Annotated in this window: 22 protein-coding genes; 13 read left to right on the top strand and 9 right to left on the bottom strand. The window is 71.1% G+C overall.

Going from position 1 to position 22,310, the window contains the following annotated elements; genetic code table 11:
* Positions 1–40 precede the first annotated feature (40 nt).
* Together RIU97_RS27545 and RIU97_RS27550 are read left to right on the top strand one after the other, a co-directional pair.
* The gene (locus tag RIU97_RS27545; RefSeq protein ID WP_319721477.1) at positions 41–424 is read left to right on the top strand and encodes a MerR family transcriptional regulator; all 384 of its coding nucleotides are present in this window, start codon (positions 41–43) and stop codon (positions 422–424) included.
* Complete coding sequence (locus tag RIU97_RS27550) at positions 421–1,452, top strand: aldo/keto reductase (RefSeq protein WP_404960269.1); 1,032 nt, start codon at positions 421–423, stop codon at positions 1,450–1,452. Before RIU97_RS27545 ends, RIU97_RS27550 begins: the two co-directional genes overlap by 4 nt.
* A gap of 22 nt (positions 1,453–1,474) precedes the next feature.
* On the opposite strand, the gene RIU97_RS27555 is transcribed toward RIU97_RS27550, so the two are convergent.
* From RIU97_RS27555 to RIU97_RS27580, 6 genes are all read right to left on the bottom strand, one after another.
* Positions 1,475–2,392 (bottom strand): ABC transporter permease, encoded by a 918-nt coding sequence (locus RIU97_RS27555; protein WP_404960271.1) that lies wholly within the window; start codon positions 2,390–2,392, stop codon positions 1,475–1,477.
* Positions 2,389–3,276, bottom strand: a complete 888-nt coding sequence (locus RIU97_RS27560; protein WP_404960273.1) for an ATP-binding cassette domain-containing protein — start codon at positions 3,274–3,276, stop codon at positions 2,389–2,391. Before RIU97_RS27560 ends, RIU97_RS27555 begins: the two co-directional genes overlap by 4 nt.
* Positions 3,273–3,659, bottom strand: a complete 387-nt coding sequence (locus tag RIU97_RS27565; protein WP_404960275.1) for a GntR family transcriptional regulator — start codon at positions 3,657–3,659, stop codon at positions 3,273–3,275. The genes RIU97_RS27560 and RIU97_RS27565 overlap by 4 nt, the downstream gene beginning before the upstream one ends.
* A gap of 96 nt (positions 3,660–3,755) precedes the next feature.
* Entirely contained in the window at positions 3,756–4,601 is an 846-nt protein-coding gene (locus RIU97_RS27570) for a DUF4429 domain-containing protein (protein ID WP_404960277.1), read from the bottom strand.
* A gap of 76 nt (positions 4,602–4,677) precedes the next feature.
* Positions 4,678–5,817 (bottom strand): alpha/beta hydrolase, encoded by a 1,140-nt coding sequence (locus RIU97_RS27575; protein WP_404962956.1) that lies wholly within the window; start codon positions 5,815–5,817, stop codon positions 4,678–4,680.
* A gap of 218 nt (positions 5,818–6,035) precedes the next feature.
* The gene (locus tag RIU97_RS27580; RefSeq protein WP_404960279.1) at positions 6,036–6,707 is read right to left on the bottom strand and encodes a TetR/AcrR family transcriptional regulator; all 672 of its coding nucleotides are present in this window, start codon (positions 6,705–6,707) and stop codon (positions 6,036–6,038) included.
* Between the two features lie 385 nt (positions 6,708–7,092).
* Here RIU97_RS27580 and RIU97_RS27585 point away from each other — a divergent pair, with 385 nt between their 5' ends.
* A complete protein-coding gene (locus RIU97_RS27585; protein ID WP_319721469.1) occupies positions 7,093–7,488 on the top strand; it encodes a peptidase inhibitor family I36 protein in 396 nt (131 codons plus the stop codon).
* On the opposite strand, the gene RIU97_RS27590 is transcribed toward RIU97_RS27585, so the two are convergent.
* Together RIU97_RS27590 and aceE are read right to left on the bottom strand one after the other, a co-directional pair.
* A complete protein-coding gene (locus RIU97_RS27590; RefSeq protein WP_404960280.1) occupies positions 7,469–8,344 on the bottom strand; it encodes a potassium channel family protein in 876 nt (291 codons plus the stop codon). The genes RIU97_RS27585 and RIU97_RS27590 overlap by 20 nt on opposite strands.
* A gap of 140 nt (positions 8,345–8,484) precedes the next feature.
* Positions 8,485–11,217, bottom strand: coding sequence for a pyruvate dehydrogenase (acetyl-transferring), homodimeric type (gene aceE / locus RIU97_RS27595; protein ID WP_404960282.1), 2,733 nt, complete (start codon positions 11,215–11,217; stop codon positions 8,485–8,487).
* A 437-nt stretch (positions 11,218–11,654) separates the two neighbouring features.
* Here aceE and RIU97_RS27600 point away from each other — a divergent pair, with 437 nt between their 5' ends.
* From RIU97_RS27600 to RIU97_RS27625, 6 genes are all read left to right on the top strand, one after another.
* Positions 11,655–12,086: a DUF3052 domain-containing protein gene (locus tag RIU97_RS27600; protein ID WP_319721465.1), complete on the top strand. Its 432-nt coding sequence runs from the start codon at positions 11,655–11,657 to the stop codon at positions 12,084–12,086.
* 139 nt (positions 12,087–12,225) lie between these two features.
* Positions 12,226–12,684, top strand: coding sequence for a peroxiredoxin (locus RIU97_RS27605; RefSeq protein ID WP_030657023.1), 459 nt, complete (start codon positions 12,226–12,228; stop codon positions 12,682–12,684).
* Positions 12,685–12,822: 138 nt separating this feature from the next.
* Positions 12,823–13,398, top strand: coding sequence for a TerD family protein (locus RIU97_RS27610; RefSeq protein ID WP_030009302.1), 576 nt, complete (start codon positions 12,823–12,825; stop codon positions 13,396–13,398).
* A gap of 129 nt (positions 13,399–13,527) precedes the next feature.
* Entirely contained in the window at positions 13,528–14,103 is a 576-nt protein-coding gene (locus RIU97_RS27615) for a TerD family protein (protein WP_319721464.1), read from the top strand.
* A 25-nt stretch (positions 14,104–14,128) separates the two neighbouring features.
* Positions 14,129–15,244 carry a DUF475 domain-containing protein gene (locus RIU97_RS27620; protein WP_404960285.1) on the top strand — a complete coding sequence of 372 codons (1,116 nt, stop codon included), beginning with the start codon at positions 14,129–14,131 and terminating at the stop codon, positions 15,242–15,244.
* Positions 15,245–15,368: 124 nt separating this feature from the next.
* Complete coding sequence (locus tag RIU97_RS27625; RefSeq protein ID WP_404960286.1) at positions 15,369–16,109, top strand: Tellurium resistance; 741 nt, start codon at positions 15,369–15,371, stop codon at positions 16,107–16,109.
* Positions 16,110–16,146: 37 nt separating this feature from the next.
* Here RIU97_RS27625 and RIU97_RS27630 read toward each other — a convergent pair whose 3' ends face one another.
* Complete coding sequence (locus RIU97_RS27630; protein WP_404960288.1) at positions 16,147–16,893, bottom strand: TerD family protein; 747 nt, start codon at positions 16,891–16,893, stop codon at positions 16,147–16,149.
* Between the two features lie 194 nt (positions 16,894–17,087).
* Between RIU97_RS27630 and RIU97_RS27635 the strand changes: the two genes are divergently transcribed.
* The 4 genes from RIU97_RS27635 (at position 17,088) to RIU97_RS27650 (ending at position 22,304) form a co-directional block, all read left to right on the top strand.
* Positions 17,088–18,254, top strand: coding sequence for an HpcH/HpaI aldolase/citrate lyase family protein (locus tag RIU97_RS27635; protein WP_404960289.1), 1,167 nt, complete (start codon positions 17,088–17,090; stop codon positions 18,252–18,254).
* A gap of 89 nt (positions 18,255–18,343) precedes the next feature.
* Complete coding sequence (locus RIU97_RS27640; protein ID WP_404962957.1) at positions 18,344–20,821, top strand: phosphoribosyltransferase; 2,478 nt, start codon at positions 18,344–18,346, stop codon at positions 20,819–20,821.
* On the top strand, positions 20,818–21,648 hold the full coding sequence (locus tag RIU97_RS27645; protein ID WP_404960291.1) for an HAD family hydrolase: 831 nt from the start codon (positions 20,818–20,820) through the stop codon (positions 21,646–21,648). Before RIU97_RS27640 ends, RIU97_RS27645 begins: the two co-directional genes overlap by 4 nt.
* Positions 21,645–22,304 carry an O-methyltransferase gene (locus RIU97_RS27650; RefSeq protein WP_404960292.1) on the top strand — a complete coding sequence of 220 codons (660 nt, stop codon included), beginning with the start codon at positions 21,645–21,647 and terminating at the stop codon, positions 22,302–22,304. Before RIU97_RS27645 ends, RIU97_RS27650 begins: the two co-directional genes overlap by 4 nt.
* Positions 22,305–22,310 lie beyond the last annotated feature (6 nt).

A 22,310-nucleotide genomic window follows, 5' to 3' on the forward strand; every position in this document is an offset into this window, starting at 1 on the left:
TACTTGCTTGGAGTGCACTCCAGGGTTTTAGCGTGGGGTCATGAGCCAGAGCCTGACGCAGACGCGGTACACGATCAGCGAGGTCGAGGCCCGGACCGGTCTGACCCAGCACACCCTGCGCTGGTACGAGCGGATCGGCCTGATGCCGCACGTGGACCGCTCCCACTCGGGACAGCGGCGTTTCACCGACAAGGACCTCGACTGGCTGGCCTTCGTGGGCAAGCTGCGCGCCACCGGGATGTCGGTGGCGGACATGGTCCGGTACGCCGAACTGGTCCGTGAGGGCGCGCACACGGTCGGGGAGCGCCGCGAGCTGCTGGAGCGGACACGGCACGAGGTGCGGGCGCGCATCTCGGAGCTCACGGACGCGCTGGCCGTACTGGACTACAAGATCGGCATCTACTCGGGGAAGGCACAGCCATGACGGAAGCCACGAAGATCGACCAGGTCGAACTCGGCAAGGGCGGCCCGCTGGTCGGCGTCCAGGGCCTCGGCTGCATGGGCATGAGCGAGTTCTACGGGGACACGGACGAGGCGGCCGCCCGCGCGACCCTGGACGCGGCGCTGGCCGCCGGGGTCACCCTCTTCGACACCGCGGACGTCTACGGGCGGGGGCGGAACGAGGAGTTCCTCGCCCCGTTCGTGGCTGCGCACCGGGAGGAGATCACCCTGGCGACGAAGTTCGCCATAGAGCGCACCGACGACCCCGCCCACCGGGGCGTGCGCAACGACCGCGCGTACGTCCGCCGGGCCGTCGAGGAAAGCCTGCGCCGCCTCGGCGTGGACGTCATCGACCTCTACTACATGCACCGGCGCGACCCGGCCGTGCCGTTCGCCGAGTCGGTCGGCGCCATGGCGGAGCTGGTGCGGGAGGGCAAGGTGCGCCACCTCGGCCTCAGCGAGGTCACCGGCGCCGAACTGCGCGAGGCGCACGCCGTCCACCCGATCGCGGCGCTCCAGTCGGAGTGGTCGCTCTTCAGCCGGAGCGTGGAGCGCAGCGCGGTGGGCGCGGCGGCGGAGCTGGGCGTGGCGCTGGTGCCGTACTCCCCGCTGGGCCGGGGCTTTCTGACCGGGGCCTTCGCCGACGCCACCGCGGAGCTGTCGCAGGACGACTTCCGCCGGCACCAGCCGCGGTTCACCGGCGAGAACGCGAAGGCCAACGCGGCGCTGCTGGCCCCGGTCCGGGAGATCGCCGGGGAGCTGGGGGCGACCCCGGCGCAGATCGCCCTGGCCTGGGTGCAGCAGCGGGCGAAGGTGCACGGGCTGACCGTGGTCCCCATCCCGGGCACCCGCAAGCCGGGCCGGCTGCGCGAGAACACCGCCGCGGCCCGGATCACCCTCACGCAGACGCAGCTGAGCCGCCTGGAGCCGATCGCCGCCCAGGTCGCGGGCGACCGCTACCCGGACATGAGCGCGACCTCGGAGGCCCGCGAGGGCCAGGACCCTAGCTGAGAACAGGCCCTGGCCGCGCGCCTCAGCGGTACCGGGTGCGCAGGACCGCGAAGGCGGCCCAGAGGGCGAGGGCGGCCAGGGCCAAGACCACCGCCGTCTCGATGGACTGGGTCGGCCAGTAGTGCGTGGCCGGGTGGTAGTCGACGTACCACCCGGTCACGTTCAGGTCTCCGGGGCACACCCTGAGGCTGCCGGAGCGTGCGAAGCAGGTCCACTCGGGCAGGCGTTCGCCCGAGGCAGTGGTGAGTCCGGAGTCCATCATGAAGGCGCCGCTCGGAGGCATCGGCACCCCGGTCTCGGCCGACGACGTGGTGAGGGTGCGCACGGGCAGGAAGGACCACCGCAGGGCGCCGAGCAGCACCATCACCAGGCCGGTGACGAGTCCGGTGACCGCCATGGCGGCGAGCGTGCGCCGTACGAGCTGGCCGACGAGGGCTCCGACCGTCACGCCCAGGAGGCAGTACGCGACGAGCACCGTGCCGAGCGCTTCGTACGGCCCCCGGTCCGGCCAGGAGAACTGGTGCGTGCCGTCGAGCGGGGACCAGCCGAGGCGGTAGACCCCGGCCAGGGCGGCCGAACCGGCGACCGCGGCCACGGCGGCCACCGTGATCTTCGAGGCGAGCCAGGCCCGGGGTGTCGACGACTGGGTCAGGGCGAGGCGGTAGGTGCCGCTCTCCAGTTCGCGGGCGATCATCGGGCCGGCGACGAAGGCCCCCAGCAGCAGGGGCAGGAACAGCATCCCTTTGCCGGCGTAGTCCATCGCCGACCGCAGCGGGCCGTCCGGGTTGTCCGAGCGCAGACCGGACGGGAGGCTCGCCCACCAGCGCAGCGCGACGACGACGGCGAGGCTCGCGGCGACCGCGGCGGGCAGCGCCCACAGGGCGCGCCGGTGCTGGCGGACCGTGACCCAGCGCGGGCCCTTCAAGGTCAGCACGCTCATGCCCCCACCCCTTCGGCGGTGAGGGGACGGATGGTGAGGGCCGGTGCCCCGGGGGAGCGCAGGTGGGCGAGCAGGACTTCCTCCAGGGACGGGTGGGCCGTCTGCCAGGTGTCCGTGTCGACCGGGCCGCGCAGCCTCGCCAGGGCGGTGAGCTGGCGGCCGGCCGTACGGGACTCGACGACGGTGTGCGCGGCGAGGTCGGTGAGGGCCGTGGCGGGCCCGGTGAGCAGGCGGTGGGCCGCGACGACCTCGTCGGCGGGGCCGGAGAGGCGGATCCGGCCGCCGTCGACGAGCAGCAGGTGGTCGCAGGCACCCTCCAGCTCGGTGAGGATGTGCGAGGACATCACCACGGACGTGCCGTTCTCGGCGGCGTCGGCCATCAGCGTCCCCATGAGCTGGTGCCGGGCGAGCGGGTCGAGATCGGCCATCGGCTCGTCCAGCAGGAGCAGGCCGGGGCGCTTTCCGAGGGCGAGGGCCAGGGCGACGCGGGTGCGCTGGCCGCCCGAGAGGGTCCGGACCCTGGCGGCGCGGTCGAGTCCGCCCTCGTCGACGATCCGCTCCGCGCTCTTCGCGTCCCAGCGGCCGGGGTTGAGCTCGCGGCCCATGCGCAGGGTCTCGTCGACGGTCAGCTGCGGGTAGAGGGGTTTGTCCTGGCCCACGTAGGCCGTCTCCTCGCGCGGCGGTGCGTCGATGGTTCCCTCGGTCGGCCGGAGCAGTCCCGCCGCGAGCGCCAGCAGGGTCGACTTGCCCGCTCCGTTGTGGCCGACGAGCGCGCAGACCCGCCGGGCGGGCAGCTCGAAGGAGCAGTCGCGCAGTGCCCAGCCGCGCCGCCGTCCGTAGCGCACGCCGAGTAAGGACGCCTCGATCACCGGATCATCCGTCACGCGTCTTCCCCCTTGAAGTGTTGGTCCAGTACGGATGTGAAGAGCGCGGCCACGTCGTCCCGTTCCAGCCCGGCGGCGTGCGCGCGCCGTGCCCAGTCGGCGAGTTCCTCCCGCAGAGGGGAGTCGGCCGGTGCGCTGCCCAGGGACTTCCGGACGAAGGTGCCCATGCCCCGCCGCCCTTCCACGAGGCCCTCGCGTTCCAGCTCCCGGTAGGCCTTGAGCACGGTGTTCGGGTTGATGGCCGTCGCCTCGACGACCTCGCGCGCGGTGGGCAGCTTGTCGCCCGGTTCCAGGAGTCCCAGGCGCAGGGCCTGCTTGGTCTGGTGGACGATCTGCAGGTAGGTGGCCATGCCGCTGCGCCGGTCGATGCGGTACTCCAGCACGTGCAGCACCCTTTCACTAGTTAAGTAGTGAAAGAGTGCTGCACGGAACGAACGATGTCAACGGGCCTCTGTCCCGGGCGTGTTGGTGCGGACTGCTCAGGCCCGGAAGCGGTCCAGCAGCTCCACGTACTCGGCGTCCGTGAGGAGCCCCGCGCTGTGCAGCTCGTCCAGGTGCCGCATCCGCTCGCCCCCGGCGCGCGCGGCCGGGGCCGAGTTCACGGCGCCGACCCGGGCGCGGCCGCGCACCGCGGCCAGGACCGCGGCCGCGAACGGCAGCGACTCGTGCACCGCCCCGTAGCCCACGCCGAAGACGGCCGCCGTCAGGTCGTGGTCCGGGCGCGGGTCGGAGGGGGTGTCCCGCACGTGGAGCCTCAGGTGGCCGCCCGGGCCCTCCGGGGAGCACCACTCGACGCCGGTGAGGGCGGCCAGCGGGACGCGCTGGTCGCCGGCCTTCCACTTGGTGCCGGTGGCGCCGGTACGGGACCAGCGGAAGGTGACCGCCGATCCGTCGAAATCCACCCGTGCGTCGAACGCCTTCAGGTGGACCGGCGGCTTCGGTACGTCGACCAGGAAGCGGTCGGCCGGCTCGGCGGCATCCGGCCCCAGCCGGGACCGCAGGGCGTCCGCGAACGCGGCGGCGTGCGGCGCCCGGTCGCCCGGCAGCACCAGCCGGTACGGGTCGCAGTTCTCCTTCAGCTGCCCGGCGGCGGCCTCGATCAGCGGATCCGCGCCCGGCCGCGGGACGGCACGCAGAACCACCGTGTCCCGCTTCCCGGCGGTCACGGTCACCTCGGACACCGCTTCGAAGGGAATCCGGCGCGAGCCGAGGGCGTGCAGGAGCCTCGGCACTCTCGGCGTTCGTATCCCCCGTGAGAAGCGGATGAGCACCGAGTCCGAGTCGAACTCCCAGACGGCATGATTTCCGGCCAGTACGTCACCCATGCGGCACATCGTAAAGGGCGGCGCCCCCGCGCGTCGCCCCTCGGTGCGGGGCCCGTTTTCCACGCCTCTACGCGCGTCAGTCCGCCTCTGTCCCGGAAATTCCACGCCGACAGGCGTCGTCCCCGGTCGCGCAGACAACGGAAGCGAACGCGCCGGTTCCGATCTTGGCGAAGTTCTCCACCGAGTCCGTTTCTGGCGCGAAATAGCCGTTGTGACTCCTGGCCCTGGCCGAGGACAGCAGCCGCGCCCCGAACTCCGGGGACACCGGGTCGGCGCCGTGGCCCACCCCGCCGACCTCCAGGTGCGGTACGTCCGCGATCCAGTCGCCCTCGTCCCGCGTCGCCCAGACCCGGGCCGAGGTGTGCAGGCCCTCGACGCTCGAAGCACGCATCCCGGGGCTGCCCGCCACCACCACGTCCGTCACGCGGGCCGGCAGCTCGTGCGCGGCGACCCCGCACACCACCGATCCGTAGCTGTGGCAGAACAGCGCCACGCCCGAGCCCCCGGGCAGGGACGTGGTCAGCGCCTTCAGCCGCACCGCGCCCTCGACGGCCATCCGTCCCGTGGCCGCGTCCATGCCCACCCCGGCGGGCGCGGTGTAGCCGGCCCAGGCGATGACCGCGGTCCGGCTGCCCGGCGCGGTCGCGCGCTGCGCCGCGTACAGGGACTCGGCCATGCCGACGGGTGAGGTCAGGCGGCGCTGGGTGCGCTCGAAGGTGAGCGCGTCGGTGTCGACACCGGGCACGATCACCGAGACCCGGCGGGCCCGGTCGAGGTCACCGAAGACCTCGGCCACGCGGCCGCCGCCGGTGGGATCGAAGGTGAGGATCTGCCGGCCGGGGTCGGCGAGCGAGGCGAAGCGGTGGGAGCGCCGGGTCGCCACCGCCCGATCGGCCGGGGTCAGGGCCACGTTGCGGCTGCGGGCGTCCTCGACCCGGCGCGCCTGCTCCAGGCCGTGCAGGTTGGCCCGGTAGCGGGTGGCGGCCGGAGCCCCCTCGAGGTTGCCCACGACGAAGGGGTAGCCGTCGGCGAGCCGGGCCCGCTGCGCCCCGTCGAGGCCCGCGAAGAACCGGGCCACCGTCCGTACGGGGGCGTCGGCGGGCGGTACCGGGCGGCCGTCGATCCTGGCCTTGGCCCAGGCCTGGAGCGCGGCGGCCCGCAGCGGGGTGGCCCCCTCGGGCCGGTGCACGGCCGTCCAGCCGGTGGTCGCCAGCATGATGAAGACCACCGCCAGCGCGAGCAGCGCGCGCAGGGCGGCAGGGCGCGGGTCGGCGCCGGGAACGGGGGGGTGGGCGAAGCCGGACAGATTCACTGGGACCAGCGTAGGAGACCTCCACCGGCCGTGGCGCCCTGGGTGACAGGACTCACGGCCGACCGTGTTACCCCTTACGGAACGCGGGTGATCCGCTACAACTCCCGGGGGAGTCCCGGCGATCAGGCCCCGGCCGCCTCCGGGCGCCAGCTCGCGGCCAGCGACGGGCCGATGCGGTCGAGGTAAGCCTCCGTCAGCCGCCGGATCGCGGCCACGCTGGTGTCCTCGCCCTGCCCCCAGAGCCGCCCCGTGAGCCGCATCACGCCGCAGAACGCGGCGACGGCCACCCGCGGCCGCGGATCGGCGTCCACGTCCAGGCCCTCGCGGGCGGCGATCAGCCGGGAGATCCGTTCCTCCAGCTCGGTGGAGCGCCGCAGGTGCACGGCGAGCAGGGCCGGGGTGCACTCGATCAGCCGGTAGCTGCGCATGTAGAGGTCGACGGGGACCACGTCGGCGAGGGCCTCCTCGACGGTGTCCCAGGCGGCGAGGGCCGCGCCCCGCATGGCTTCGAGGGGGCCCTCGGCGGCCGGCCGGGCGTGCAGGGAGGCGACGAAGTGCGCCTCGGTCAGTTCCTGGACGGCGAAGACGACCTCTTCCTTGTTGGCGAAGTAGCGGAAGAAGGTGCGCTGGGACACGTTCACGGCGTCGGTGATCTCGTCGACGGTGGTGCGCTCGTACCCCTGGGAGAGGAAGAGCAGGAGCGCGGCGCGCAGCAGTGCGTTCCGGGTGCGGCGCTTTTTGCGTTCGCGCAGTCCGGGCACCGGTGCCGCCGGCGCCGACCGCTCGTCGATCATCACTCCGGTGCTCCCTTCCGACGCCGAGTGGGCGGTCAGAGTACCGGTGACCGGCGGGCCGTGACCTTCGCGTTAAGCCGTTTGCGAAGGGCCGTCCGCCGTCCCGGGCCCGTGCGTGCGACCGGCCGCGCATGACACGTTCGGGTCGGCCGCCGTCCGGGGCCCCAGCCCCGCCGGGGCGGGCGCCGGCCCGCTCCGACGGCTCCCGGAAGCGTCAACTCCGTACGTACGACGGCCCCGCCGGACGGTTCCGGCGGGGCCGTCGCCTATCCGGGTGGACCCGCCCGGGCCCCCTTCCGTCCGCCCGTCACCGCAGGTCAGCGTGGTGTCAGCGAGGCCCCGGAAACGGTCCGGGTGCCCGCCGTCCACAAGGAGTTGACCCGTCATGCGTACGTGTGGAACCACGCGCGTCACCACCGTCCTGGCCGCGACCGTCCTGGCCCTCACCGCCCTCATCCCGAGTACCGCCACCACGGCCCAGGCCGCGGGCCCGCCGGCCCTCGGAGCCTGCGCGACCGGGCAGCTGTGCCTGTGGGCGAAACCGGAGTTCAAGGGCACCAAACGGACCCACGAGCTCAGCACCCTGGACGTCGACAGCTGCACCGCGCTGCCCGCCGGAACCAGCGCCCAGTCGCTCACCAACCGCACCGGGCGGCCGGTGACCACGTACCAGTCGGCGGAGTGCGCGGAGACCGGCGAGTTCCAGACCTACCCGGGCGACGGGGTCTGGCTGCCCCAGTCGCCCTACCAGGTCCGGGCGTTCAAGGTGTGGGAGAGGTAGCTTCCCGCTGCGCCGGGGCGCACGGCTGATCGGGTGCGGGTGCGGGTGCGAATGCGGGCGAGGTCGGGGTCCGGGTCGCGGGTGTGGTGCCGGCCGCGGCCGCGGCCGCGGCCCCGGCCGTGGCCGTGGCCGCCGTGCGGCCCAGCCGGGCGACCTCGCCGCGCAGCGCCCGCACCTCCTCCCGGAGCTCCCGGATGGCCGCCAGCTGGAGCCGCTCCGCCTGGTCGTCGCGCTCGAAGCGCGAGATGAACCAGGCGGCGATGTTGGCGGTCACCACACCGAGCAGGGCGATCCCCGACAGCATCAGGCCCACGGCCAGAACCCGGCCGAGTCCGGTGGTGGGCGAGTGGTCCCCGTACCCGACCGTCGTCATCGTGGTGAACGACCACCACACGGCGTCGCCCAGGTTCTTGATGTTCCCGTCGGGGGCGTCCCGCTCCACGCTCAGCACCGCCAGCGACCCGAACATCAGCAGCCCCACGACCGCCCCGGCCACGTACGTCGTCAGCTGGATCTGCGGGGCCATCCGGGCCCGCCGGCCCACCAGCATCAGCGTGGCGACCAGCCGCAGCAGCCGTAGCGGCTGCACGAGCGGCAGCACCACGGCGGCCAGGTCCAGCCAGTGGGTCCGGACGAAGTGCTTGCGGTCCGTCGAGACACCCAGCCGCACCAGGTAGTCGAGCGCGAAGGCACCCCACACCAGCCACTCCACGTGGGTGCAGGCCCGGTGCACGTCCGCGGTCGCGTCGGGGGCGACGATGGGCACGGCGTACGCCACGGCGAAAGCCACGGCGAGCACCAGCAGTGGGGTCTGCGTACGGCGTTCCCACTGCGCCTGACGGGAGGGTTCCTTCATGCCGAGCATCGTAGGCAACGCGTGAAGAAGCGCGGGCCCCGGCCGGAGCCGGGACCCGCGCGGGTCCGCACGCCGTGCGCGGGGAGGCGCGGCGGACCGGGGCCCGCCGGCCCCTCACCCCACCGGGCCCGCCGCAGGCGTCAGGCGTCGCCGCCCGCCGCGCCCGGGTCGGCCGCCGCCACGTCCAGCAGCTGGTACCGGTCGACGGCCTGCTTCAGCACCGAACGGTCGACCTGGCCGGTCTTCGCGAGCTCGGTGAGCGTCGCCAGGACCACCGACTGCGCGTCGATGTGGAAGAAGCGCCGGGCCGCGCCGCGCGTGTCCGCGAAACCGAAGCCGTCCGCCCCCAGCGAGGTGTACGGGCCGGGCACCCACCGCGAGATCTGGTCCGGGACCGCCCGCATCCAGTCCGAGACCGCCACGAACGGCCCCTCCGCACCCGACAGCTTCCGCGTCACGTACGGAACGCGCTGCTCCTCCTCCGGGTGGAGCAGGTTGTGCTCCTCCGCCTCGACCGCCTCCCGGCGCAGCTCGTTCCAGGAGGTCGCCGACCAGACGTCCGCCCGGACGTTCCACTCCGCGGCCAGGATCCGCTGCGCCTCCAGCGCCCACGGCACCGCCACGCCCGAGGCCATGAGCTGCGCCCCGACGATGCCGGAGGTGCCCCGAGACACGCGGTGGATGCCCTTGAGGATGCCGTCCACGTCGACGTCCGCCGGCTCGGCCGGGTGCTGGATCGGCTCGTTGTAGACGGTCAGGTAGTAGAAGACGTCCTCCGCCTCCGGCCCGTACATGCGCCGCAGACCGTCCTGGACGATGTGCGCGATCTCGTAGCCGTAGGCCGGGTCGTACGCCACGCAGCCCGGGTTCGTCGAGGCCAGCAGCTGGGAGTGACCGTCGGCGTGCTGCAGGCCCTCACCCGTCAGGGTGGTCCGTCCGGCGGTCGCGCCGAGGACGAAACCGCGCGCAAGCTGATCGGCCATCTGCCAGAACTGGTCACCCGTGCGCTGGAAACCGAACATCGAGTAGAAGACGTAGACCGGGATCAGCGGCTCGCCGTGCGTCGCGTACGCCGAACCCGCGGCGATCAGCGAGGCCGTGCAGCCCGCCTCCGAGATACCGTCGTGCAGCATCTGGCCGGTCGGCGACTCCTTGTACGCGAGCAGCAGGTCGCGGTCGACCGCCTCGTACTGCTGGCCCAGCGGGTTGTAGATCTTGGCGCTCGGGAAGAACGCGTCCATACCGAAGGTGCGGTACTCGTCCGGCGCGATCAGCACGAACCGCTTGCCGATCTCCTTGTCCCGCATCAGGTCCTTCAGGATGCGGACGAAGGCCATCGTGGTGGCGATCGACTGCTGGCCCGAGCCCTTCTTGGCGGCCGCGTACGTCGCGTCGCCCGGCAGCTCCAGCGGCTTGGCGCGCACCACACGGGTCGGCACGTAGCCGCCCAGCGAGCTGCGCTGGTCGTGCATGTACTGGATCTCGGGGGAGTTGCGGCCCGGGTGGTAGTACGGCGGCGCCCCGCCCTCCAGCTGCTGGTCGGTGATCGGGATGTGCAGGCGGTCGCGGAAGCGCTTGAGGTCGTCGACCGTCAGCTTCTTCATCTGGTGCGTCGCGTTGCGGCCCTCGAAGTTCGGGCCGAGCGTCCAGCCCTTGACCGTCTGCGCCAGGATCACCGTCGGCTGGCCCTTGTGGGCCTTGGCCGCCGCGTACGCCGCGTAGACCTTCTTGTGGTCGTGCCCGCCACGGCCCAGGTGCTGGATCTGGTAGTCGCTCATGTTCGCGACCATCGCGCGCAGCCGCTGGTCGTCCCCGAAGAAGTGCTCACGGATGTACGCGCCCGATTCGGTGGCGTACGTCTGGAACTGCCCGTCCGGGGTGGTGTTCATCTTGTTGACCAGGATGCCGTCGCGGTCCTGGGCCAGCAGCGGGTCCCAGGAGCGGTCCCAGATCAGCTTGATGACGTTCCAGCCGGCCCCGCGGAACTGCGACTCCAGCTCCTGGATGATCTTTCCGTTGCCGCGCACCGGGCCGTCGAGCCGCTGCAGGTTGCAGTTGACCACGAAGGTCAGGTTGTCCAGGCCCTCGCGGGCGGCGATCGACAGCTGGCCGAGCGACTCCGGCTCGTCCATCTCGCCGTCACCGAGATACGCCCAAACGTGGGACTTGGAAGTGTCCGCGATCCCGCGCGCCTCCATGTACCGGTTCATCCGCGCCTGGTAGATCGCACCGAGCGGGCCGAGGCCCATCGAGACGGTCGGGAACTCCCAGAAGTCCGGCATCAGCCGCGGGTGCGGGTAGCTGGAAAGGCCGTACGGGGCCTTCGACTTCTCCTGGCGGAACGCGTCGAGCTGCTGCTCGGAGAGCCGGTCCAGGAGGTAGGCGCGGGCGTAGATGCCGGGGGAGGCGTGGCCCTGGAAGAAGATCTGGTCGCCGCCGTCGCCCTCGTCCTTGCCCCGGAAGAAGTGGTTGAAGCCCACGTCGTAGAGGGAGGCGGAGGAGGCGAAGGTGGCGATGTGACCGCCCACCCCGATCCCGGGACGCTGGGCGCGCGAGACCATCACGGCCGCGTTCCACCGGGTGGCGTTCAGAACCTTGCGCTCGATCTCCTCGTTGCCGGGGAAGAACGGCTCGTCCTTGGTGGCGATCGTGTTGACGTAGTCCGTGCTGCGCATCTCGGGCACGGCCACGCGCTTCTCGCGGGCCCGCTCGATCAGCCGCAGCATCAGGTAGCGGGCACGTTCACGTCCCCGCTCGTCGACTGCGGCGTCCAGGGAGTCGAGCCACTCCTGCGTCTCCTCCGGATCGAAGTCCGGGACCTGGCTCGGCAGGCCGCCAATGATGATCGGATTGCGATCGGATGCGGAAGCCACGCTGTTCCTTCGCTGTCGGGGTAGTCGTGCTGAAGCCGTATCTGGGGGGCGCCGCCTCCCATGCTCTTACGCTCGACCGAAATCGTCATCTTTACCACCGGGTAATGGCCGGAAGATCGGTGGCGGGTCCGGACAGTCCGCGATCTTACGCCGGAGCCGGGCGTCGGCTCCGGCGCGCGGCTCGTCGCTCAAACAGGTAGGAAAGCCGTCGAGTGGCCGCCGATGATGCCGAATGAGCTGGAATGGTGTGGGATGAGTCACCAGAGGTGCACACGGGAAGGCTGAAAGTTGCGGCGAGACGGCCGCAATCGTCACCGTTTCGACGGTCTCGGCGGCCGGGTACTTGCGCGATCCGCCGCGCCCGTGTGGACTACGCCCAATGCTGCGCGTACGCGCGCCGCCGAAGACATTCACCGAACATGAGCAGGAGGCACCCCGTGAGCGCGACCGCGGACCACGCGGAGAGCCTGGCCGCCCGGCTGGGTTTCCAGTCCGAACAGGTGGTCCAGGAGATCGGCTACGACGACGACGTCGATCAGGAATTCCGTGATGTCGTCGAGGAGCTCGTCGGCGAACTCGTCGACGAGGACTACGACGACGTCGCGGACGCCGTACTGCTGTGGTTCCGAGAGGAACCCGACGCCGATGATCTGGCGGACGTACTGGTCGATGCCACCGAGCTGATCGAGGACGGCGCACTGATCCTGCTGCTGACCCCCAAGACGGGCCGTCCCGGTTACGTCGAGGCCAGCGACATCCAGGAAGCCGCAGAGACCGCAGGTCTCTCGCTGGCCAAGGGCGCCCCCGTCGGCAAGGAGTGGGCCGCCACCAAGCTGGTGACGCCCAAGACTGCCGCCAAGAAGCGCTGAGCAGCGTCCTTCGAGGACCTCTCGTACACCCCGTCGACCCCGGTCGGCGGGGTGTACGCGTTCGCGGCCCCGGCCGCCCTAAGCTGTGTCTCACCCGAACAGCCCAACGCAGTGATGCAGGAACGAAGGGATGCGACAGATGGCGATCGAGGTCGGCGACAAGGCCCCGGACTTCGAGCTCAAGGACAACCACGGCGCCACCGTGCGGCTCTCCGACTTCCGCGGGGAGAAGGCCGTGGTGCTGCTCTTCTACCCCTTCGCCTTCACCGGAGTCTGCACCGGCGAGCTGTGCGAGCTGCGCGACCAGCTCCCGCGCTTCCAGAACGACGACGTGCAGCTCCTCGCGGTCTCCAACGACTCCGTGCCGACCCTGCGGGTCTTCGGGGAGCAGGAGGGCCTGGAGTACCCGCTGCTGTCGGACTTCTGGCCGCACGGGGAGACCTCCCGCGCGTACGGCGTCTTCGACGAGGCGAAGGGCTGCGCGGTCCGCGGCACCTTCATCATCGACAAGGACGGCGTGGTGCGCTGGACCGTGGTCAACGGGCTGCCCGACGCACGTGACCTGAACGAGTACATCAAGGCGCTCGACAGCCTCTGAGCGAGTCTGCCCGGGCCGTACGCGCAGTTCCCTGCGAAAACCGCTTACGGGCGGGAACCCGTCACTAGGATCGAAACGTTGATCCGGTAGCAACCGCAAGACGGGGCACCGCCCCACACAGAACCCAATGGAGGACCCGTGGGAGTCAGCCTCAGCAAGGGCGGCAACGTCTCGCTGACCAAGGCCGCACCTAACCTGACGGCGGTCATCGTCGGTCTGGGCTGGGATGCTCGCACCACCACCGGCGTCGACTTCGACCTCGACGCCAGCGCGATCCTGACCAGCGACCAGGGCAAGGTCACCAGCGACGCGAACTTCGTCTTCTTCAACAACCTGAAGAGCCCCGACGGCTCGGTCGAGCACACCGGTGACAACACCACCGGTGAGGGCGAGGGCGACGACGAGGCGATCAAGGTCAACCTCGCCGGCGTTCCGGCCGACGTAGCCAAGATCGTCTTCCCGGTCTCGATCTACGAGGCCGAGAGCCGCCAGCAGAGCTTCGGCCAGGTCCGCAACGCGTACATCCGCGTCGTGAACCAGGCCGACAACACCGAGCTCGCCCGCTACGACCTCTCCGAGGACGCCTCGACCGAGACCGCCATGGTCTTCGGCGAGCTGTACCGCAACGGCGCGGAGTGGAAGTTCCGTGCCATCGGCCAGGGCTACGCCTCCGGCCTGCGCGGCATCGCGCAGGACTTCGGCGTCAACGTCTGACCCCGAGCAGTCCATCCGTCCGGCGCCGTGCACTGTGTGTACGGCGCCGGACGCGCTTCACCACATCGCTGTACACATGAACTGCCACACCGCTGCACCGCCACACCGTCGTCCGGGGAGGACCACAACATGGGCGTCACACTCGCCAAGGGGGGCAATGTCTCCCTGTCCAAGGCCGCACCGAACCTCACCAGGGTGCTGATCGGTCTCGGATGGGACGCGCGCTCGACCACGGGAGCCGACTTCGACCTCGACGCCAGCGCGCTGCTGTGCAACAGCGGCCGGGTGCTGGGGGACGAGTACTTCGTCTTCTACAACAACCTGAAGAGCCCCGACGGCTCCGTCGAACACACGGGGGACAATCTCACCGGCGAGGGTGACGGCGACGACGAGTCGATCATCATCGACCTGACCAAGGTGCCGGCCCAGGTGGACAAGATCGTCTTCCCGGTCTCCATCCACGAGGCGGACAGCCGCCGGCAGAGCTTCGGCCAGGTCAGCAATGCCTTCATCCGCGTGGTCAATCAGGCCGACGGCCAGGAACTGGCCCGCTACGACCTCTCCGAGGACGCCTCCAGCGAGACCGCGATGATCTTCGGCGAGGTCTACCGGTACGGGGGCGAATGGAAGTTCCGTGCGGTGGGGCAGGGGTACGCGTCGGGGCTCAGGGGCATCGCTCTAGACTTCGGGGTCAACGTTTCGTAAAGCCGTACAAGACGATGGGGTGCCAGTGGTTCTCAAAACCTTCGGCTGGTCGTTCGCAATCACTGCGCTCGGTCTAGTCGCAGCGGTGTTCTACGGGGGGTGGCAGGCCTTCGGGATCGTGGCGATCCTGTCGGTCCTCGAGATCTCGCTGTCTTTCGACAATGCGGTGGTCAACGCCGGAATCCTGAAGAAGATGAACGCCTTCTGGCAGAAGATCTTCCTCACCATCGGCGTACTCATCGCGGTCTTCGGTATGCGACTGGTCTTCCCCGTTGTGATCGTCGCGATCAGCGCCAAGATCGGGCCCCTCGAGGCCGTGGAACTGGCCATCAACGACAAGGAGATGTACGAGCAGCTCGTCACCGACGCTCACCCGTCCATCGCCGCGTTCGGTGGCATGTTCCTGCTGATGATCTTCCTCGACTTCATCTTCGAGGACCGTGACATCAAGTGGCTCGCCTGGCTCGAGCGTCCGCTCGCCAAGCTCGGCAAGGTCGACATGCTGTCCGCCTGCATCGCGCTGATCGTCCTGGTCATCACCTCGATGACCTTCGCCGCCAACGCCCACCAGCACGGCGGCGTCCACGTGGACAAGGCGCAGACCGTCCTGATCTCGGGCATCCTCGGCCTGATCACCTACATGGTCGTCGGCGGCCTCTCCGGCTACTTCGAGAACAAGCTGGAGGAAGAGGAGGAGGCCGAGCACGAGGCGGAGGAAGAGGCCAAGAGGACCGGCAAGCCCGTCTCGGCCGTCGCCATGGCGGGCAAGGCCGCCTTCTTCATGTTCCTCTACCTCGAAGTCCTCGACGCCTCCTTCTCCTTCGACGGGGTCATCGGCGCCTTCGCCATCACCAACGACATCGTGCTCATGGCCCTCGGCCTCGGCATCGGTGCCATGTACGTCCGGTCGCTGACGGTCTACCTGGTCCGCCAGGGCACCCTCGACGACTACGTCTACCTGGAGCACGGCGCGCACTACGCCATCGGCGCCCTCGCGGTGATCCTGCTCGTCACCATCCAGTACGAGATCAACGAGATCATCACCGGTCTCGTCGGCGTGCTGCTCATCGGATGGTCCTTCTGGTCCTCGGTGCGCCGCAACAAGCGCCTGGAACTGGAGGGTTCCACCGCCGAGGCATGACCGCGGCGGTAATGCGGAACGCTCAATTGCGGGGCGGTCCACCGGGTCCACGGACCCGGCGGGCCGCCCCGCTTCCGCAGGCGCCACAGGGATCAGGGGACCAGGGGATCAGGGGGGTAGGGGGATGGGCTTCTTCGACGGCATCATGGGCAGCCGCGCCGTGCAGTTCCAGTCGGGCAGCGCCTCGTCGAACGCGATCGAGCTGACCAAGCGGCACCCGACGGTGTCGCTCACCAAACAGGGGGCCGTCCACGGCAATCTGCGCGTCAATCTGTCCTGGCGCATGCGCACCTCGGACATCGGCGGCCGCTCCGGCCAGAGCGGCCAGCTCTTCCGGCACCCGTTCAAGCTGTTCAAGCCGGACATGGTGCAGGCGCACACCCAGGGCATGGTCAACGTCGACCTCGACATGGGCTGCCTGTACGAGCTGACCGACGGCACCCGAGGCGCCGTGCAGCCGCTGGGGAACCTGCTGGGCGACCTCAACGACCCGCCGTACGTCAAGCTCAGCGGGGACGACCGGTTCGGTTCGGCCTCCGGGGAGACCCTCTACGTCAATCTCGACCACGCCGACGACATCAAGCGGCTGCTGGTCTTCGTCTACATCTACGACCAGACCCCGGCCTTCGACCGGACGCACGCCATGGTGACGCTCTTCCCCGTCACGGGGCCGCGCATCGAGATCCCGCTGGACGAGCGGCACCCGCAGGCCCGCTCCTGCGCGGTGGTCTCCCTGGAGAAGGTCAAGGGCGAGCTGGTCGTGCGGCGCGAGGTGAAGTTCGTGTACGGGTTCCAGGCCGAGCTGGACCGGCTGTACGGCTGGGGGCTCCAGTGGGGGCGGGGCTACAAGAGCACCAAGAGCTGACCGGAGCCCCGGCGGCGTGACCGGCGGGGCGACCGGCTCAGCGGCGGATGAACTGCGGACCCTGCACCGGCAGCCGGAAGGACGGATCGCCGCCCGGACCCGGCACCGGCGCCGGGGACACCGGCTGCGGGTACCCGTAGGCGGGCTGGGCGGCCGGCGGGGCCTGCGTGGGCGGGGCCATCGCCGTCGTCTGCTCGGAGGCGGGCCCCGCCGCCGGGCTCGCGGCGGCCTCGGCGGCGTTCTCGTCGACCGAGATCCCGTGGTCGGTGGCCAGGCCCACCAGCCCGTCGGAGTAGCCCTCGCCCAGCGCGCGGAACTTCCACCCCTCGCCCCGGCGATACAGCTCCCCGCAGATCAGCGCCGTCTCGGCGCCGGTCTCCGGCCGTACGTCGAAGTAGGCCAGCGGTTCGGAGCCACCGGTCGCGGTGGCGTCGTAGAGGAGGATCCGCAGGTCGTGGACCCGCTCGAAGGGGACGTCCTCGGCGGAGGCGACCACCAGGATCCGGTCCACCGTCGGCGTCACCGTCCGCAGGTCCGCCTGGACGGCGTCGGTGATCGCGTCACCGATCTGCTTCTTGCCGAGCCGCCAGACGGCCCCCGAAGGGTGCCGGGGCTGGTTGTAGAAGACGAAGTCCTCGTCCGAACGCACCCGGCCGTCCGGGCCCACGAGCAGCGCGGAGGCGTCCACGTCCGGCACCTCGGGGCCGCCGGTCCAGCGCAGCACCGCCCGGACCGCCACGGCGGCCACCGGGATGTTCGAGCCCTTCTGCATCGCGTGCGTCATGCACGTCATCCTGCCCTCCCGGGGTGGAGCGGGACAATGCGGCCCCCCGTAGGGCCTTGTCTCGAACGAGAGACCTGGGCATGGTGCAAGAGGGTTACCTGAACTTCATGTGCTTGAGGAACTCTTGACTCACGTTCGTACGTACTATTACCGGCCATGCCAGTTGGGCCGCCGAGGCAGTACGGGGGAAGCACATGCGTCACTTTGGGCACATATCGCCCACCGTCCGTAAGGACCTCTTCCACCAGGAACCGGCGGAATTCACCGGAGCCTCGCCCGCCCGCGTCCTCGCCGCCGCGCTGGGAGCCACGCTCTACAGCCCGGCCACCCGCCCCGCACTCGCCGCGGACATCCGCAAGCAGGCCGGCCGCGGAGTCGTCTCCATGGTCCTCTGCCTGGAGGATTCCATCAGCGACGCCGATGTCTCCGGAGCCGAGGAGAACCTCGTCCGGCAGTTCACCGAGCTCGACGCCGACGAAGCGGAGCTCCCGCTCCTCTTCATCCGCGTCCGCACGCCCGAGCAGATACCCGACCTGGTGCGCCGCCTGGGAGGCTCCGTGCGCCGCCTGGCCGGATTCGTACTCCCGAAGTTCGACGAGAGCCGGGGCATCGCCTTCCTCGAAGCCGTCGCCAGTGCGGAGGCCGCGAGCGGACTGCCCCGGCTGTATGCCATGCCCGTCCTGGAGACCCCGGACCTCCTGCACCTCGAGACCCGCGTCGAAACCCTCGCGGGCATCTCCCGCACGGTCAACAGCCACCGCGAGCGGGTCCTGGCGCTCCGGCTCGGAGTGACCGACTTCTGCTCGGCCTACGGACTGCGCCGCACCCCCGACATGACCGCCTACGACGTCCAGATCGTGGCCGGCGTGATCGCGGACGTCGTGAACGTCCTCAGCCGCGCCGACGGCACCGGCTTCACCGTCACCGGCCCCGTCTGGGAGTACTTCCGCAGCCAGCAGCGCCTCTTCAAGCCCCAGCTGCGCCGCAGCCCCTTCCTGGAGGAGGGCGTGGAGGAGCTGCGCACCGCCCTCATCGAGCACGACCTGGACGGCCTGCTGCGCGAGATCGAACTCGACCGGGCCAACGGACTGCTCGGCAAGACCTGCATCCACCCCGCCCACGTCACGCCCGTGCACGCCCTCTCGGTGGTCTCGCACGAGGAGTTCTGCGACGCACAGGACATCCTGAGACCAGAGCGCGGCGGCGGCGGAGTGATGCGTTCCACCTACACGAACAAGATGAACGAGGTGAAGCCCCACCGGGCCTGGGCCGAGCGCACCATGCTGCGCGCCGAGGTCTTCGGTGTGGCGAAGGAGGAGGTCGGCTTCGTCGACCTCCTCACGGCCGGGCTCCAGGTGTGAGCAGGCCCCAGGAGCCGCAGAGTCGGACAGAGGCAGAGACGAACGCGCAGGCGCAGAGGAACGCGCCGGCGACGAGGAAAGGCAAGACGATCGAAGCAGTGTGGTCGGGTACCTGGGTCGCGGAGCGGCTGGGCGTCAGCCTGGTGGACTCCGAAGGGGGTCCGCGGCTGACGGAGCTGCTCGGGCTGGCCCTGCGGCGCAACCCCAAGCGGGCGCACCTGCTCGTCTCGCAGGTGCTGGGCAAGCACGTCCCGCAGTCCCCGCGAACGGTGTACGCCGCCGGGTACGGACTCGGCGAACGCGTACGGGCGCTGCTCGGCGAGGACGGGGCCGCCACGGCGGTGGTCCTCGGCTACGCCGAGACCGCCACCGGGCTCGGCCACTGCGTGGCCGACGGCCTGGGCAGCGCCCCCTACCTGCACTCCACCCGCCGGCCCGTGCCGGGCGTGGAACCGGCCGGCGGCTTCGAGGAGGCGCACTCGCACGCCACCTCGCACCTGCTGCTGCCCGAGGACCCGCGGCTGCTCGCGGGCAGCGGTCCGCTGGTCCTCGTCGACGACGAGTTCTCCACCGGCAACACGGTCCTGAACACCATCCGCGACCTGCACGCCCGCCACCCCCGCTCGCACTACGTGGTCGTCGCCCTCGTCGACATGCGCTCCCCGGCCGACCGCGACCGGCTCACCGCCTTCGCCGCCGAGCTGGGCGCCCGGGTGGACCTCGTCGCCCTCGCCTCGGGCACGGTCTCCCTCCCGGAGGGCGTCCTGGCCAAGGGCCGGGCCCTGGTCGAGGAACACGAGGAGCCCATCCAGCCCCTCGAGCGTTCGAGGAGCGGAGCCCCGGCAGACGGCCCGCAGCCGGTCACGCGCATCGACCTGAGCTGGCCCCCGGGGGTCCCCGACGGCGGCCGCCACGGCTTCACCCCCACCCACCGCACGGCACTGGAGGCCGCTCTCCCCGCTCTGGCCGGCCAGCTCACCGCCGCGCTCGGCACCGAGCCCGGCCGGATCCTCGTACTCGGCAACGAAGAGCTGATGTACGCGCCGCTGCGCCTCGCGAAGGCCCTGGAGGAGGCGGGAGCGGCCCGCGAGGTCCGCTTCTCCACCACCACCCGCTCGCCGGTGCTCGCCGTGGACGACCCCGGCTACGCCATCCGCACCCGGCTGGTCTTCCCGGCCCACGACGTCCCCGCCGACGGCCCCGGCGACCGCTACGCCTACAACGTCGCGGGCGCCGGCTTCGACGCCGTCGTCGCCGTCGTCGACTCGGCCGGCGACACCCCCGAACTCCACGCCGGGCTGCTCGCGGCCCTCGCCCCGCACACCGGCCGCGTCGTCCTGGCCGTCGTCCCGTCCTACATACCCGGCGCCTCAGCCACACCAGCCACGTCAGCGGCATCCGACGTATCCGAGCGGCAGGAGCCGATCATGCCCGAGCCCCTGCGCGGCCCCGCCTTCTCCTCGTACGCCCCCGAGGACGTCGGCTGGCTGCTCCAGGACTTCTCCGACGTCGAGCTGGAGGCCCCGACCGAGGAGCGGGAGGAGGCCATCCAGGCGGGCGGCGCCCATTACGCCGAATCCCTGCCCGTCGAGTACCAGCCGTCCCCCCAGTACCAGGAGCTCTACCAGAGCGCCCTCACGGCCTCCGCCGCCCGCATCGCCCGGGCCGTCGGCACCGTCACCGAGACCGTCCTCGCCGAGCGCTCGCCCTCCCCGGTCCTCGTCTCCCTGGCCCGCGCCGGCACCCCCGTGGGCGTACTGATGCGCCGCTGGGCCCAGGCCCGGCACGGCCTCGACCTGCCGCACTACGCCGTCTCCATCGTGCGCGGCCGCGGCATCGACGCCAACGCCCTGCGCTGGCTCGCCGCCCACCACGACCCCGGCGACGTCGTCTTCGTGGACGGCTGGACGGGCAAGGGCGCCATCACCCGCGAGCTGCGCGACGCCCTCGCCGAGTTCGAGGGCTTCAACCCGGAGATCGTGGTCCTCGCCGACCCGGGCTCGTGCGTGGACACGTACGGCACCCGCGAGGACTTCCTGATCCCCTCCGCCTGTCTCAATTCCACGGTCTCCGGTCTCATCTCGCGTACGGTTCTCAGGTCCGACCTGGTCGGGCCCGACGACTTCCACGGCGGGAAGTTCTACCGCGAGCTGGCCGGAGCCGACGTCTCCGTCGCGTTCGTCGACACCGTCGCCGCCCACTTCGACGAGGTCGCCGACGCCGTCGACGAAGAGGTCAAGGAGCTGCTCGCGGCCGACCGCACCCCGACCTGGGAGGGCTGGGCGGCGGTCGAGCGGATCAGCGAGGAGTACGGCATCCACGACGTGAACCTCGTCAAGCCCGGCGTCGGCGAGACCACCCGCGTGCTGCTGCGCCGGGTGCCGTGGAAGATCCTGGCGCAGCGCGGCGCCGGGGCCGACCTGGACCACGTACGGCTGCTCGCCGAGCAGCGCGGGGTCCCCGTGGAAGAGGTCGACGGGCTTCCCTACACGTGCGTAGGACTCATCCACCCCCGATTCACGCGCGGCGCCACCGGCGCCGACGGAAAGGCTGTGGCCTCGAAGTGACTGTCCTCGTAGCCAGTGATCTCGACCGTACGCTCATCTACTCGGCGGCCGCCCTCGGCCTGACCATGCCCGACCCGGTGGCCCCGCGGCTGCTGTGCGTCGAGGTCCACGAGAGCAAGCCGCTGTCCTACATGACCGAGACGGCGGCGGGACTGCTGACGGAGCTGACGGCCGACCCCACGGTGGTCTTCGTACCGACCACCACCCGCACCCGCAAGCAGTACCAGCGCATCCGCTTCCCCGGCCGCCCGGCCCAATACGCGATCTGCGCCAACGGCGGGCAGCTGCTCGTCGACGGGGTGCCGGACCGGGACTGGCGGCGGCAGGTCGCCGCGCGCCTGGCCGAGGAGTGCGCCCCCCTGGAGGAGGTGCACCAGCACCTGCTGTCCACGGCCGACCCGGCATGGCTGCGCAAGGCGCGCCTGGCGGAGGACCTCTTCGCGTACCTCGTCGTCGAGCGGGCCCTGGTCCCGGACGAATGGCTCAAGTCGCTGGCGGAGTGGTCCGAGGGCCGCGGCTGGGCGGTCTCGCTCCAGGGCCGGAAGATCTACGCCGTCCCGCGCCCGCTCACGAAGAGCGCCGCGATGCACGAGGTCGCCCGCCGGACCGGAGCGACCACCACCCTCGCCGCCGGCGACTCGCTGCTGGACGCGGACCTGCTGCTGGCGGCGGACGCGGGCTGGCGCCCGGGCCACGGCGAACTGGCCGACGCCGCCTGGACCGCGCCGTCGGTGACGGCCCTGACCACGGCGGGCGTCCTGGCCGGTGAGGAAATACTCCGCGCGTTCACCCGTGAGGCGGGCCGACTCGGCAGACTGGGCGCATGACCAAGGGCAACAGCACCAAGATCACGGACGAGCTCTACCAGTACGTGCTCGGCCACAACCCCCCGCTGGACCGCGTCCAGCGGGGGCTGGTGGCGACGACGTACGCGAAGTTCCCCGACGTCGCCGGAATGCAGTCGGCGGAGGAGCAGGGGCCGCTCCTGGCCTTCCTGGTCCGGCTCACGGGCGCGCGCCACATCGTGGAGGTCGGCACCTTCACCGGCTTCTCGGCCCTGTCGATGGCCCAGGCCCTGCCCGCCGACGGCCGCCTCATCGCCTGCGACGTCTCCGAGGAGTGGACGGCGTACGGCAGGGAGGCCTGGGAGGAGGCGGGCGTCGCGGACCGCATCGAGCTGCGGATCGCACCGGCCCTGGAGACCCTGCGGGCGATGCCGGCCGAACCCCACATCGACATGGCCTACGTGGACGCGGACAAGCAGAGCCAGATCGACTACTGGGAGGAGCTGGTGCCGCGGCTGCGTCCGGGCGGCCTGATCGTCACGGACAACACCCTCTACCACGGCACCGTTCTCGACGAGTCGGCCACCGGCGCGGCCGCGGGGGTCCGCGCCTACAACGAGCACGTCGCGGCGGACCCGCGCATGGAGTCCGTCCTGCTGGCGATCTCGGACGGACTCACCCTCTCGCGCAAGCGCTGACGTTCC

Origin of the sequence: Streptomyces sp. 147326 (assembly GCF_045000215.1) — a bacterium.
Taxonomy (GTDB): domain Bacteria; phylum Actinomycetota; class Actinomycetes; order Streptomycetales; family Streptomycetaceae; genus Streptomyces.